The sequence below is a fragment of the Brevibacterium sp. HMSC07C04 genome (assembly GCF_001815905.1).
In the GTDB taxonomy this organism is placed as follows: Bacteria; Actinomycetota; Actinomycetes; order Actinomycetales; family Brevibacteriaceae; genus Brevibacterium.
Map to the genome: position 1 here is coordinate 1 of NZ_KV823281.1, position 13,877 is coordinate 13,877.

The window sequence follows — 13,877 nt, forward strand, 5'->3', positions numbered from 1 at the left end:
CCGCGTTCACAACCTCACGGGGAAGTACACCTAGTTGCCGATATTGACTTAATCGAAACAGTTCATTAAATTATGCCAATGACATTGTACACTGCAGTAAGCCGGAAATGCCGAACAGCACAGAAAGGATAAAGAGTGATCTTTAATTTAGAAAAATGCACCCGATCAGACACAGGCCAACGCGACCCCACCTATATTTTGACATCAAGAAACAACTACAACAACCCGAAACCCAAGACCAACAACCAGCTCGAGATGTTAAGCTGGTGGTGGCTGCTAGCAGTAACTGCATGCGCAACACTTCCGACCGCAGTCCTGGCATTTGTTTATTCAGACATACTCCCCTTAGATGAGCACCAGATTGAAGTTCACGGTGTTTGGTTAGTGGTGGGCAGCTTCGGAGCAATCGGCCTTGGTGCCTATCTGCAAGCGATCGCCAATAGGTGGAAGTCATCAGTAGGTCAATCGTTCGGATCGGCAGGAGCACTTATTTCGCTGCTTGGCTGGGCATCAGGGTTTCTTTTTAGTATTTTCTTCGCCATAGACAGCAAGCCTAGCTCCGACAAATCCATGTACGCAGCCTTAACCGTCGGGTGGTTAATGCCATTGATGATTTCTTTAGGAATTTTTATAGCTAAGTGCAAAAGGAAGTTTTTCTAGTGACATCTGGTGCGTCATAGTCAGACGTCGAGTACAATGAGCCCACTCGAACAACGCAGTCCCCGCACGCATACTCGGGGTACTGCGCTCCCCTGGCTGGCACCTCGGCTTTCGTCCCGGTGCCTTGGCAGAACAGAAAGATTGGTCCGCTTTGTCTGAATCGGCTTCGAATTCCTCACACGGCAACAACGGTGCCGTCAACATTCCCGACAACATGGAGGCCGCACCGCGTCTGGTCGCCTACGATCACGACAACAGGCGGCCGATGTTCGCGTTCATCCTGTACATTCTGGCCGCGCTCATGATGGTCGTTGCGCTTGTCGTCGGCACTGACGCAAGTGACCCGCTGCGCGCTGCTCCGCTCTGGGGCTCTGCAGTCATGGTCGGCGGACTCGGTGTTGTTGCGCAGCTGCTGCAGCGCCTGTGCCAGATCCTCAAAGACATTCGCGCGGAGCTTCAGAGCCGTCGGTGAGCGGTTAACGCACTCAGGCACCACAACCTGAAAACGCCGGTGGGGTGTGCACTTCCGCACAGCCCACCGGCGTTGCAATGCAGGGAACTAGCCTTCAGCGGCTTACCCCTCCTCAGACCTCAGCACTCGGAACTTGGTTTGGCCGTTGGGCTTATCGCCGCCATCGATCTTCAACGCGACAGCAGAATCGGTCATCGACAGCCAGCCCAGACGCAGCTCGCCAGCCGAACCTTCACCCGCACCAACGCCTTCGCGCCACAGTTCTTCACCGGTGCTGGCATCGACGGCCACAGCTGCATCACCCTGACCGAACACCACGGCGTCCGCACCGGCCACATACCCGGCATCACGGGCAGCGGAACTTGCGTCCGCCTCGGCGGGGGCTGACCAGAGGACCTCACCGTCGGTCATTGAAACCGCATCGAGTGTGTTGGCGGGGCTCGGCACGAGCCCGTACAGCTTCCCGTCCTTGGTGATTCCGGCCGGTGATTCGTGCGGCAGGCCGGTGCCGATCGCGCCCTGCGAGAACTCGTCGCTCACGGGTTTGCGCTGCACGCCTTCGAGTTCCCCTCCGGTGAGGTTGTCGCCGACTTCTGCGAAGACCGCGCCTTCTTCTGTTGCTTTGTAGCAGTACTTCTTGCCGCCGAGTTCGTGCATACCGCCGGCAATGCAGTCGGCACCGTCGGCGTCAGCGTTGATTGTGCCGGCGGGGTCGTTAGCGGCGTCGACGTCCGACCATTCTTTGACGGTGTAGATGTCGTAGGTCGCCGAATATTCTTCGTCCAACCGCTCAATACCGTAGTTGTCGGCGTCAACGGCGGACAGCTGGTAGATATTGCCGATGGCATCAGGGTTGACGTCCCCATCGAGCCTGGTCACAACCGCAACCTGGGCTTTGCCGTCTTTCAGGGAGGTCCGCTGCAGAACCCGCTTGTCAGGGGTCGAGCCCACATGTGTCAGGTATTCGCTGGTGGGGTCGACGGTCGGCATACTGACCTGGCTGCCCTTGGGCAGGGCGGGCGACTGCCACTGAGGTTTGATCTCTTGAGCTCCCGAGGTGCCTTCTGGCAGCTGCAAGCCCACGACTGCCGGTGACTCACCTGAGCAGCCGGCTATCTCCTGTGCATCCTGGCTGAGGCCGTCGAGCGCAAGCACGATCGTGTCGGAATCGGTGACGGGTTTGTCGTCAAGAAGCCAGTACGCCTTGGCGGAGCATTTGCCCAGCGAACTCGGGTCGAAGGTCCACAGTTCTTCACCGTCTGCCGTGTTGAGACCGTGGATTTTCCCTGTTTCAGGGTCTTGGTAGACGAGGGTGTCGCCCTTGATGTAGGACTCGGGACCGGGAACGCCAGCGTCGGCCGGTGGGACGAGGACAGGTTTGGACCACAGCTTTTTGCCTTCGCTGTTATAGGCGCGCATCTCTTGGAATGTGCCGCCGTAGAACACTGCGATGTCGTCACTGGAAGCGAATACTGTTGCCCCGCCCTCATCGAACTGCTGCCACGGTCCCCATTCGAGTTTGGGCTCCTCTTTTTCCTGGCCGGCAGAGCTGCTGGAGTCATCGGAGCCGCCGAGGCCGACAGACCCTCCACACGCGGCGAGGACGAGCGAACTTGCAAAGACGACAGCCACGGTGGCGCGTAGGGACCGGCGACGAATCATGGTGCTCCTTGGTTAGGGGTTGCCGAGGGGCAACGCCCTCATCGTAGCTAAGACCTTCGGTTTTCAAATTGGTGCGAGCGCGAGCACCCAAGGATAATATTTATCCTTGGGTACACTGGCCATTAGTCCAATGATAAATATTATCCTTGGACAGAACCGCGCTGAAGGAAAGGCTAGTGCTTATGTCGTGGACAGCTCGGGAGTGGACTCCTCCTGACAGTGCGCGGCGTCCGCGTGAACGCTGGCAGGGAACCTATTGGGCGTATCGGCCGTTTTCGCTCACTGAACCTGAGTGGCACATCGATCCTGCGGTGGCAGCTGAAGCCGGTCGTGTAGAGCGTCGTATCCGCAATCTGAAGTTTCATCAGGCCGCAGGCAAGCTCGAAGCGGTGTCGCGCTATCTGCTTCGCAGTGAAGCAGTCTCCAGTTCCTACATCGAGGGGCTGCGCTCTAATGCGCGGAACATTGTTTTCGAGGAACTCAAACGGCTCGAACACACTGCGAACGGCACAGCTGCTTCCGGACATGCGTCGATCGCAGCCGAGGTTGCCGACAATATTGCCGCTCTGACCAGCGCTGTTGAACGTTTGGGTACGGCTGAGCTCATCACGTGGGCCGATATCGAGCAGCTGCAGAAAGAACTACTGCCCAGCCTGAGCACGCCGGGCATTCGTGATAGGCAGAACTGGGTTGGCGGAAGTGACATTCACCCCGGCCAGGCGGACTTCATTCCTCCCACAGAACATGCACTGGTTCCCGCGGTTGAGGATCTTGTTGAGTTCATGAGCGGAGCTGCGACGGGATGCCTGATTCAGACGGGCCTTGTGCATGCGCAGTTCGAAACGCTGCACCCCTTTGCTGATGGCAATGGGCGCATTGGGCGAGCGCTCATTCACACAGTGTTTGTCCGCGGTGGTCTGACAGAAGGGTCGGTTCTGCCCATCAGTCAGGTGCTTCTGACCCGTTCAGACGAATACGTCACGGGGCTTATGGCTTTCCGCGGCATCCCGCACGGCACCAAACTTGCCACGAGCGCTGAACCAGTCCGCGAACTGAGCATCAGCGACGGCCTCAATTCCTGGCTTCGGCATTTCATTTCAGCGGCGGATGAGGCTGTGGATCTGGCGTCTGCCCTTAAGGATGAGCTTGATGAATTCGATCGCGATAGCCGCGCCCTCATCACCGCCTATGCGGAGCGGACCGGCACGCGGATTCCGCGCAGTGATTCATCGGTGTGGAAAATCCTCGATGTCCTGCCGAAGCTTCCGGCATTGACTGTCGATGTGGCTGCTCGGCTGACCGGGACCAGCTCTACATCAGCACAGAATGCTTTGGAACACCTCGTTGCGGCAGGCGTTCTTGAAAGGCGCAGCATCAGCAAGGGCAAACGCGGTTTCGTGTCCAATGACCTTTTGGATTTGCTCAACTCAACTCAGCCGAAATGGGCACGTTGAGGTGGGGCCAACCAGAGAGGTATTGGCGTTGGCCAACATAGGATTGCTGGAGGTTCGCGTGCGGAATCAGTTGCTGAATCTCATTGCTGCACCTGCCCGCGAACATGGGTGAGCGCGTACAGGGAGGAGACGGGATGATGCCATCCAACGATGCCCCGCAGGCACGCGGCGAAGGGCATGGGCAAAGCAATGACCTCGGGGGTGTACCGATGTTTCGCGGCATTGACCTTCCCGAGGCCTATCGTCATCAACCTTACCACGATCCTACGGTGAGTCGTGAGACGCCACAGGAGTGGTTCTCATCCGCCAGGCTCAGCCGCTACCGGATCGAGCCGGTCGATGCGTGGTACGTGTGGAATACCCGCGTCTCCAAAGCATTCTTGGAAGACATTAGCCATGTGGAGGTGCTACTTCGAAACTTCATTGAGGTGCGACTGAACGCTGATGCCGGCATACGGTGTTGGTGGGACTCGCTGACCTTCGCAACGGAGGCATGCCCCACTACCCGGGCCGTAGCCGAGCCGACTTCGAGAGTAACGTGGAGCTCATCCGTTACGTCCGTAACCGCGCCTCCCACCAAGAACCCCTCATCAACGCGGATCTTGACCAACAAGCGGAGGTTCGCAGGCTTGCCAGCTACGTAACAGCGATCGACACCGTCGCCCGCAACATCAATCCCGACGCGACAGATTGGATCGCCGCCCACTCTCGGGTGCTGGATGTCATCGCCCAGCGGCCCACATCACAACACCAGTGACCTGCGTTCGTCGTAAACCGACGCCCCCCAAGGTTGGCGAAGCCTTACGCGAATGGAGCGGCCAGAGACCGGGAGATGGAGACGATGCCGCAGATCGCTAAAGTGTGCCGATCAGTACAACTAGTGAATCCTCATCCCAGCGTTTCGTACCGTTCGACAAGTTCGATGAATTTCTTCACTACACGCTCTTTAACTTCCTCGCGAGTGTCCCCGTCGGCGGTACGGCCGAACAAACTCATGGGCGGCAGGATCTCAACGATATCGGTTCCGGTGGTGCGCACCTCACCTATTTCGAAGGCGTAGTCCACAAAGGCGCGCGCCTGTCGTTCCCGCAGGTTCTCTTCTTCGATGAGCGCCCCGAGCTCCCGCTCACGTCTCTGCTGCACGAACGCGTTCCACTGGTCGACCACGTTTTTGCTCGTGTCGACGACTTCGATGAAGTCCATGAACAGATCTCGTTTGTCGCGCAGGGTGGGGCTGGCTTCGATCGCTTGGCGAATCTGTTCCTTGATGTCGTCGTCACACGGTGTGGAGATCGACGTCGGCGGCTGGAGTTTCTCTACGAGCATGAGGATGTAGTCGACGTTGACGTCCACTTGGCGCAGCAGCTCGATTTCAAATTCGAGTTCCTGCTGTTCAGAAGACTCCAAGCCATCCATGGAGTCGTCGCCCCCGCCGAGTTCTTCCCGGATGGCGAGGTAGACGCTCTGCAGGTCCTGCATATCGCGCGGCGTGAGGTCGTCGTCTTCGGTGAATTCGTCGAATCCTGCGAGCATGTTGCGCAGATTGAGAATTTCGCCGAATACCTGCACGAAGTGTTTCTGTTCGGTTTCACTGGCGGGGACGGCCTCGCCAATCCCGTGAAAGCTCAGCAGTTCAGCGACTTTGCTCTTGTACTGCTTTAAGTAGTGTTGGTACGGCTTGAGCAAAGCAATGCCCTCGGCGTCTTTGTTGCCGAACAGCGCCAACGCGTCCTCGGTGTTCTTCTGCAGGTCACGGAAACACACGATGTTGCCGTACTGCTTCACGGAGTTGAGGATGCGGTTAGTACGTGAGAATGCCTGGATCAGCCCGTGGTACCGCAGGTTTTTGTCCACGTACAGGGTGTTGAGTGTTGGGGCGTCGAACCCGGTGAGGAACATGTTGACCACGATCAGCAGGTCGACTTCCCGGTCTTTGACCCGCATGGATAGGTCGCGGTAGTAGTTCTGGAAGTTATCGCCGTTGGCGTCGTAGCTGGTGCCGAAGGTGCTGTTGTAATCACCGATGGCGGTGTCGAGGAATTCGCGGTCTTCTCCGCTGAGTTGACGGGTGTCGAAGCCTTCTTCAGCGAGAATGCCGGCTTCGGGGTCTTCGTTTGCTTTGTAGCTGAAGATGGTGGCGACTGTGAGGCGTGCGGCTTGTGGCAGTTGAGCTTGCTGCGCTTTGAATTCCTCGTAGTACAGCTTCGCGGCTTCTACTGACTGCACCGCCATCATGGCGTTGAAGCCGACAACTTTCCGTTTGGCTGTTTCGATAATGCCGGGCCCGTTACGGCGGCGGGCAACAGCAGCCACGTCGGCTGTCACAGTGTGCAGGTACGACTTGTCGGTTTCGCTGCCGAGTGTCTGCCGGCGGGTGTGCTGGTTGAAGTGTTCGAGGACGTACGAGGTGACGGCACTGATCCGCCGAGGTTCCAGGAGTAAAGCTTCTTGTTCGGCTCGGGTGGCGTGCTCCTGGGCAAAGTGTCGAACTTTCTTTACCACGTTGTTGTAGGCGAGTTTGAACGGCAGAACGTTCTTGTCTTCGATTGCGTCGACGATTGTGTATGTGTGCAGCTGGTCGCCGAAAGTTTCTTCGGTCGTGCGCACGATCACGCGGCCTTCACGGGCTCCGTAGGACTTACCTGCGTTGGCTGGGAAGATCGGGGTGCCGGTGAAGCCGAAGATGTTGTATTTCTTAAACTTCTTCGTGATGGCTTCATGCATTGCACCGAACTGCGAACGGTGGCACTCATCAAAGATGAGCACAGTGTGTTCGCTGTAGATGGGGTGCTTCGCGTTGGCTGCAACGAAGTTCGACAGCTTCTGGATTGTTGTGATGATGATGCGCGCGTTGGGGTCGCTCATCTGTTCCGTGAGGATTTTGGTGGACGCGTTGGAATTCGCGGCACCTTTTTTGAAGCTGTCGTATTCCCGCATGGTTTGGTAGTCGAGGTCTTTGCGGTCGACCACGAACAGAACCTTGGGGCTGCTGGGCAGTGCTGTGGCCAGCTGCGCGGTTTTGAAGCTGGTGAGTGTTTTACCGGATCCGGTGGTGTGCCAGATGTATCCGCCGGCTTTTGTGCTGCCGAGCATTCTGTTGTTTGCGGCGACGTGGATGCGCTGCAGGATGCGTTCCGTTGCGGCGATTTGGTAGGGCCGCATGACCAAAAGAGTGCCGTCTTCGCGCAGCACACAGTACCGGGTGAGGATGTTGAGAATTGTGTGTTTGGCGAAGAAGGTGCGGGTGAATCCGTGGAGGTCGGCGATGAGTTTGTTGTTGCCGTCGGCCCACCAGCTTGTGAATGCCCAGGTGTTGACTGTGCGCTTTGTGCTGTCGTTCTTCTTGGGGCGGGTGGTGTTCGAGTAGTACTTGGTGAGTGTCCCGTTGGAGATCACGAACACCTGGACATAGTCGAACAGGCCGTGCCCTGACCACAGTGACTGGTTTTGGTAGCGGGCGATCTGGTTGAACGCCTCCCGGAGACTCACTCCGCGGCGTTTGAGTTCCACGTGAACGAGCGGCAGCCCGTTGACGAGGATCGTGACGTCGTACCGGTTGGAGTGGGTTGCACTGCCTGGCGAGGTGCCTGCCTCAACTGCGTACTGGTTGATCACCTGCAGCTTGTTGTTATGGATGTATGTTTTGTCCAGCAGACGGATGTTCCGTGTGGTGCCGTCATCACGGCGTAGAAGCTGGATGTTGTCGTTGTGCAGTCGCCACGTTTTTTCTTTAGGGCCGTCGTTCTTACTGGCGATGTTTGTTTCGAAGAACGACTTCCACTCACTGTCCGAAAACTCAACCTTGTTGAGTGCTTCGAGCTGTTTGCGGAGGTTCGCTACGAGGGCTGCTTCGTCGCGGATGGTGACGTATTCGTAGGCTTGCGCTTGCAGCTGTTTGATGAGCTCAGCTTCGAGCTGAGCTTCGGACTGGTAAGAGTCGTCGGTCTGAGCGTCAGGTTCGTAGGCGGCAACGACAGTGGCTTCGTTGCTGACTGCAATGGGCGCGATTTTGTTGCGCTTGACTTCGTCACTCGTAGAGAATTCCATCCCAGCCCCACTCATTGACACAGCGCGCGGTTATGCGGCGTCAGCTTCCAGTTCCTCGAACGACAGCAGTTTGTCCCGATAGTACTCGTACTGCTTCCTGCGAGCCGCGATCTCAGCCGGCAGGCCGGAAGAGAGGTCGTTGACCAGAGCGTCGAAGTCGTCGAGGACGTCGGCAATTATCTTCTGCCGTTCGAGCGGAGGAAGAAAAATAGGGAAGGTCAAAATTAAATCGGAGTTCAGATCGGATCTAGCGCCCCTTCCTCGACTTTTGAGATCTTCGCACCTTGCAGCAATCCAATACATCACGAATCTGTAGTCCGCAACAAGGGGGTCTATTTGGAGATTCAAACAATGCTGATTCGTAGTCAATGGAATCTTGTTTACCGCCACACGGCCCGCGGTAGCCCCCGAAATCGCTACAATGACTGAATTTTCAGGAACCCACTTGATGGAAGTTTCTTCCAGGGCCGCCTCTGTCACGTACTGATCAGTGTCATAAATCCTATTGAAGCGCACCTGATTTGTTCTCAGCCATGGAATAGTGCCCTCATCATAATATTTAGCTGAACCAGCTCGTGGAGTGGCTCCGGACGAGTATGAACGGACAACATCGCGCAACAAGAGCGGCTTTGCAACTCCTGCCTCCCCAACCCCGAGCAGCTGGTCGCGGTAGTACTCGTACTGTTTGCGACGCGCCTCGAGCTCAGCCTCGAGCTCAGCCTCGAGCTCAGTAAAGAGATCAAGAACTTTAACGATCTCCCGCTGTACCTCTAACGGAGGAACCGGAATTAGAGCCTTCTGGACATTCTTGTTTGAAATTGCTGGATAGCTGGCCCCCTGTTGCCACTTCTCTACGTGATCGAGGAATGCAGGCGAGCTCAGCCAATGAAACAAAAACCTATTGTCAAGACTGTCATTTACGACTCTAAGAACAGAGTAGCCAGTACTGGCGACTAGCCGCTCGCCTTCAAACCCTGAAACGAATGCACGCCGACCCTGAAGGGGCCGCGTAGTTCCAAAAATTACGTCACCTTCAACAAGTAGCTGCTGCGCTCGGCTTGGTGCATCTTGAGAAGTGATTTTGTCAGTTTCCGTAATTTTCGACGTTTGCCGATCTACAGACGAAAGATCGACATAAAGCGCGCTCCCAATCTCAGACCAGTCAACCTTGTCAACCTTGCCCACGAATGAACCAATTTTCTCGAATCGCACTCCGTCTGGGCAGTGCGCCTGAATCAGTTTCTCGATGCGGTTCACTTGTGCGCACCTGCTTCGAGTTCGGCGACGATTGCGTCAATGCTGGTGCGCAACTCCGACTGCCGCACTACGATCTGCTCGATTTCTGCGTTGAGTTCGGTGATGTCGATCTTTTCGCGGGTGTCCTCGAATTCAACATACGAATTGATAGTCAGGTTGTAGTCGTTTTCTGCGATTTCTTCAGCGCTAACTCGCTTAGACACGTACTGTTCTTCGCGGCGCTCCTCAACCATGCTCACGATCTTGTCGCGGTGCGTCTGGGTCATGACGTTGTTCGTGCCCTGGCGAACAAAGTCTTTCGACGCATCGATGAACAGAACATCGTTGACTGATTTCGACTTCTTCAACACAAGGATGCACACCGCGGTCGGGGTGCCGAAGAACATATCTCCCGGTAGCTGGATCACGGCGTCCACGTAGTTGTTGTCGACAAGGTATTGGCGAATTTTCTGTTCGGTACCACCCCTGTATAGAACACCGGGGAACTGCACCAGGGCAGCTGTTCCATCGACTGCGAGCCACGACAGAACGTGCATTGTGAACGCAAGGTCTGCTTTCTTTACTGGCGCCAAGACACCGGCCGGAGCAAAGCGGGGGTCGTTGATGAGCAGAGGGTTGTTCTTGCCTTCCCAGTGGGTCGAGTACGGCGGGTTCGACACGATCGCATCGAACGGTTCGTCGTCCCAATGCTGTGGGTCGGTGAGGGTATCGCCGTGGGCGATGCTGAACTTGTCGTAGTTCACGTCGTGCAAGAACATGTTGATGCGGGCCAGGTTGTAGGTGGTCAGGTTGATTTCCTGCCCGTAGTAACCCTGGCGCACACCGTGAGGCCCAAGAACCTTGGCAAACTTCAGAAGCAGAGAACCGGAACCAACCGCAGGGTCATACACGCGGTTCACCCGGGTTTTGCCGATAACTGTCAACCGGGCGAGCAGCTCGCTGACTTCCTGCGGCGTGTAGTACTCACCACCGGATTTACCGGCCTGGGATGCGTACATCTGCATGAGGAACTCGTAGGCATCGCCGAACATGTCAATGCCTTCATCGTGCTTTTCGCCCAAGTCAAGGTCGCCGATGGCATTGAGAAGGTTCCTCAGCTTGTCATTCCTGCGCTCAACCGTGTTGCCCAGGCGGTTTGAGTTGACGTCGAGGTCGTCGAACAGTCCCTTGATGTCATCTTCACTGCGGTGGCCCAGTGACGACCCTTCGATGCTCTGGAAGACCTTTTCCAGTGTTTCGTTGAGGTTCGGGTCCTGTGCTGCGCGAGCGCGCACATTTTCGAACAGTTGGGAGGGCAGGATGAAGAAACCCTTTTCATCCACCATCATGTCGCGGATGGGTTCAGCCTCAGTGTCCGTCAGGTCGGCGTAGCGGAAGCTCGCGCCTTCGTTCGCTTCAATGAAGTTAGAAAGGTTTTCGGAGATGAAGCGGTAGAACAGCAGCCCCAGCACATAGCTTTTGAAGTCCCAGCCGTCGACGGACCCGCGGAGTTCGTTCGCGACCTCCCAGATGGTCCGGTGCAGACGATCACGCTGAACTTCACGGGAAACAGGTCCCACAATAACCTCCAGGCAACAGGGTATACGGGTCCAACCCGAGCTTCACATCGTCAATCAGACTAAACGGTTAAAGGACGAACCCCTCGGGACACTGTCTTTATCAGCGCGTCGCAGCCGGGACTTCAACCGGAAGCCGCCTCCACTTCGTCAGTTGCTCCCGCCGACGCCAGCGTGAATCTACCCCCCCAGCGCAGGACGCTTGATGACGGGATTTCACGGCCACCGATCCCCTTTTTGTGAAAGCTTATGATTATTATGATGGCGCGTCAGGACGAGCCCTCACGCTCCAGGATGTATTCGCGCGTGTAGGGCATCGTAAACGTCACAACGCCTCGCGCAGGCGACTCGATGACACCTGCGGCCAACAGTCGGTTGCGGTAGGTGCCTGCATTGCGGGGGTCCATGTTCATGCGTTTGGCCACTTCGGCGGTCATGGACAACCCTTCGTCTGCAGACATGGCGTACAGATAGTCGCGGTCACGACTGGAAAGCCCAGCGAATGTGGGTTCGTGAATCTGCCGGTACATGACCCGCTGAGCGTCCGCTGCCGCTTGGCGCACGTGCGAGATCGTAATGACTTTTTCACTGCCTGCGAGTTTGAATGCTTCATCGCCGATCAGCTGCACTAGGTACGGGTACCTACCGGAAGCCGCGACAGCTTGCTCTAGAGCCTGCTTCGACATCGATTTGCCCGTTTTTTCCAAAGGGCGGGTGAGCCCTTCTCGAGCCCCGGCCTCCGTTAGAAGCCCCAGGTCGATGCGCTCCGCACGCCGCAGGTACGTCGACACACGGTCATTCACCAGGTCATCGATGGAGGCAGGCAGGCCCGCGCCGACGAATGCAACGGGAGCTCGTTCGGAAACAGCGGCACTTAGGGCATCCGTAACCTGACGCAGCTCGTCGATATTTGACCTGTGCACCTCATCCAAAGTGACCAGCAGTCCTGAGCCTCGCTCTGCAAGTGCTTCAACTGCACGTATGAGCTGGTGCTGGAAATCGGGAGTTACGGGGAAACGGTCTTCACTTGTGGTGGAAACGCTGCCGCCGAAACCCATGACGCTGAATCCTCCCCCGGTGATGCGCATGCTCGACTGCGATTCCCAATCGAGCGTCGCCATAGCTTCAGGGATTCGAGCCTCGGTCAACCGCTGAACAACACCTGGGCTGGCCTGGTCCTGAGCACATATCCAACCACGCGACTGTGCGACCTTTTGAAACACCTTCAACATCACACTCTTGCCCATACCGCGCTGTCCGGTGATGAGAGTGGCCTGCCCGCGAGCCCCGGGGCCCTCATCAAGCATCCGTGCGAAAGCATCAACCAGCTGCTGTCGATCAGCCAAGCGGGGTGGAATCACCCCGAAGGTCGGGGTGAATGGTGAGCGCCCGTAATCGGCATCGGGAACCGGCGGAATGTCGAATGCATCAGTCATGTGCCACTCTCACGATCGCTTATGAAAGTTTATGATAATTATGATAGCGGCTCTGACGCGACTCGGCGATCCTGCGCGAGGAGCGGCAGGGCGCCAACCAGACAGGCACCCGCAGTGTTCGAGCAGAGCAAGAGTGGCTGGTGCCAGACAGGGCTCAAACGTCGTGCTGGGCTTGGCGATTGTTCTGTTCTCGACCTTCCCTCAACCCGTCACATGGCTGCCCGAAGTGCTCTACCAGGGATAGGACACCTACGGCTCAGCTGAATAACGAAAACAGCTGCCCATTGAAATGACCCAGTGGGCAGCTGTTTTCGTTGATCGCTATGGATCGAGCGTGCCGCTACAACAGTTCTTCCTCAAAGAAGTCATCGTCGATTTCATACAGCGTGAACTGGTGAGCTTTTTGAACTGCAACCCCGTAGTCGAGCATGAGCTCCGTTAGCCGGATTCCGTCAATGAGCACGATCTTGCCGTGACGGTACCCTTCGGCCGTTCGCCTTGCTTTGTCTTGGAAACTCGACGTTGTAATGAATACGCCCAAATTGGCACCTTGTGCATCGAGAGATCCGATGAACGTGCGGATATCAGGGTCACCGACTTTATTGTTGTCGGCGTAACGCTTCGCCTGAATGTAGACATTGGTCAATCCAAGCGCATCTTGACGAATGACTCCGTCGATTCCTCCATCGTGAGATCGTCCCACATGCTGCTTCGCGCCGTGCGTCCCGCCATAACCAAGGGCCCACAGGAGTTCGATTACAGCCCGTTCGAAAAACTCAGGGGACGATGACTGCAGGCGCTTACGCAAATCAGTCTCGATACTCGCATTAAACGCATTCTCGTGAGTGCGCATAGCCTCTACCGAGTCTTCGGCAGGCTCAATTTCACTTTCGGTCGCACTATGCCCGTCTTTGATCTGACGGCGCTGCGCCACCTCTTCCTTGTACTCACGCCACGTGTACCACTCGAGCATGTCCGTTTCGCTATATTCATGCAAAGAGCGCCGGTCGATGGTCTTCCCATCCTCAGTGATCTTGTAACGGCCCCGCTTAGGCCGATCCACCAACCCCGACTTGGCAAACGATGAAAGCGCCCAGCCAATCCGATTCCTGTATCGCAGCTGCCCCGATTCCAAGGTTTCTTGCATTTGGTCTTGCGACAAGCCGGCCAGCGTGGAAACCATTTCATTAAGTTCCCGACGGCCACGCTCCTGGCCGTCAGCTAGAGCACGCAAGACAAGTGGGCGGAATTCATCAACAGAAGGAATATCGCTAGCCATCTTCATCGCTTTCCACTACTCGTTTAAGCAACATCAAGGCCAGCCTATCCGCGC

The 13,877-nt window shown here is 56.6% G+C and carries 10 protein-coding genes; 4 read left to right on the top strand and 6 right to left on the bottom strand.

Annotation, left to right across the window (positions count from 1 at the left end):
- Positions 1-135 precede the first annotated feature (135 nt).
- Positions 136-660: a hypothetical protein gene (locus tag HMPREF3162_RS09930; RefSeq protein ID WP_070777711.1), complete on the top strand. Its 525-nt coding sequence runs from the start codon at positions 136-138 to the stop codon at positions 658-660.
- A gap of 151 nt (positions 661-811) precedes the next feature.
- On the top strand, positions 812-1,132 hold the full coding sequence (locus tag HMPREF3162_RS09935) for a hypothetical protein (RefSeq protein ID WP_070576195.1): 321 nt from the start codon (positions 812-814) through the stop codon (positions 1,130-1,132).
- 102 nt (positions 1,133-1,234) lie between these two features.
- On the opposite strand, the gene HMPREF3162_RS09940 is transcribed toward HMPREF3162_RS09935, so the two are convergent.
- Positions 1,235-2,794 carry an outer membrane protein assembly factor BamB family protein gene (locus tag HMPREF3162_RS09940; protein WP_070777712.1) on the bottom strand — a complete coding sequence of 520 codons (1,560 nt, stop codon included), beginning with the start codon at positions 2,792-2,794 and terminating at the stop codon, positions 1,235-1,237.
- Positions 2,795-2,976: 182 nt separating this feature from the next.
- Between HMPREF3162_RS09940 and HMPREF3162_RS09945 the strand changes: the two genes are divergently transcribed.
- The gene (locus HMPREF3162_RS09945; protein WP_083318981.1) at positions 2,977-4,248 is read left to right on the top strand and encodes a Fic family protein; all 1,272 of its coding nucleotides are present in this window, start codon (positions 2,977-2,979) and stop codon (positions 4,246-4,248) included.
- A gap of 538 nt (positions 4,249-4,786) precedes the next feature.
- Positions 4,787-5,005, top strand: coding sequence for a hypothetical protein (locus tag HMPREF3162_RS11915; RefSeq protein WP_218079181.1), 219 nt, complete (start codon positions 4,787-4,789; stop codon positions 5,003-5,005).
- Between the two features lie 131 nt (positions 5,006-5,136).
- Here HMPREF3162_RS11915 and HMPREF3162_RS09955 read toward each other — a convergent pair whose 3' ends face one another.
- The 5 genes from HMPREF3162_RS09955 to HMPREF3162_RS09975 all read right to left on the bottom strand — a co-directional run bounded on the left by HMPREF3162_RS09955 (position 5,137) and on the right by HMPREF3162_RS09975 (position 13,829).
- Positions 5,137-8,295, bottom strand: coding sequence for a type I restriction endonuclease subunit R (locus HMPREF3162_RS09955; protein ID WP_070777714.1), 3,159 nt, complete (start codon positions 8,293-8,295; stop codon positions 5,137-5,139).
- A 30-nt stretch (positions 8,296-8,325) separates the two neighbouring features.
- On the bottom strand, positions 8,326-9,552 hold the full coding sequence (locus HMPREF3162_RS09960; RefSeq protein WP_070777715.1) for a restriction endonuclease subunit S: 1,227 nt from the start codon (positions 9,550-9,552) through the stop codon (positions 8,326-8,328).
- Positions 9,549-11,111 (bottom strand): type I restriction-modification system subunit M, encoded by a 1,563-nt coding sequence (locus HMPREF3162_RS09965; RefSeq protein WP_070777716.1) that lies wholly within the window; start codon positions 11,109-11,111, stop codon positions 9,549-9,551. Before HMPREF3162_RS09965 ends, HMPREF3162_RS09960 begins: the two co-directional genes overlap by 4 nt.
- Positions 11,112-11,377: 266 nt before the next feature.
- On the bottom strand, positions 11,378-12,544 hold the full coding sequence (locus HMPREF3162_RS09970) for an AAA family ATPase (RefSeq protein ID WP_070777717.1): 1,167 nt from the start codon (positions 12,542-12,544) through the stop codon (positions 11,378-11,380).
- Positions 12,545-12,884: 340 nt separating this feature from the next.
- The gene (locus HMPREF3162_RS09975; protein ID WP_256282710.1) at positions 12,885-13,829 is read right to left on the bottom strand and encodes a restriction endonuclease; all 945 of its coding nucleotides are present in this window, start codon (positions 13,827-13,829) and stop codon (positions 12,885-12,887) included.
- Positions 13,830-13,877: the final 48 nt, after the last annotated feature.

Excerpts from the sequence above, each read along its gene's own strand:
- HMPREF3162_RS09940 (WP_070777712.1), bottom strand. The coding sequence starts at position 2,794 with ATGATTCGTCGCCGGTCCCTACGCGCCACCGTGGCTGTCGTCTTTGCA.
- HMPREF3162_RS09945 (WP_083318981.1), top strand. The coding sequence starts at position 2,977 with ATGTCGTGGACAGCTCGGGAGTGGACTCCTCCTGACAGTGCGCGGCGT.
- HMPREF3162_RS09955 (WP_070777714.1), bottom strand. The coding sequence starts at position 8,295 with ATGGAATTCTCTACGAGTGACGAAGTCAAGCGCAACAAAATCGCGCCC.
- HMPREF3162_RS09970 (WP_070777717.1), bottom strand. The coding sequence starts at position 12,544 with ATGACTGATGCATTCGACATTCCGCCGGTTCCCGATGCCGATTACGGG.
- HMPREF3162_RS09975 (WP_256282710.1), bottom strand. The coding sequence starts at position 13,829 with ATGAAGATGGCTAGCGATATTCCTTCTGTTGATGAATTCCGCCCACTT.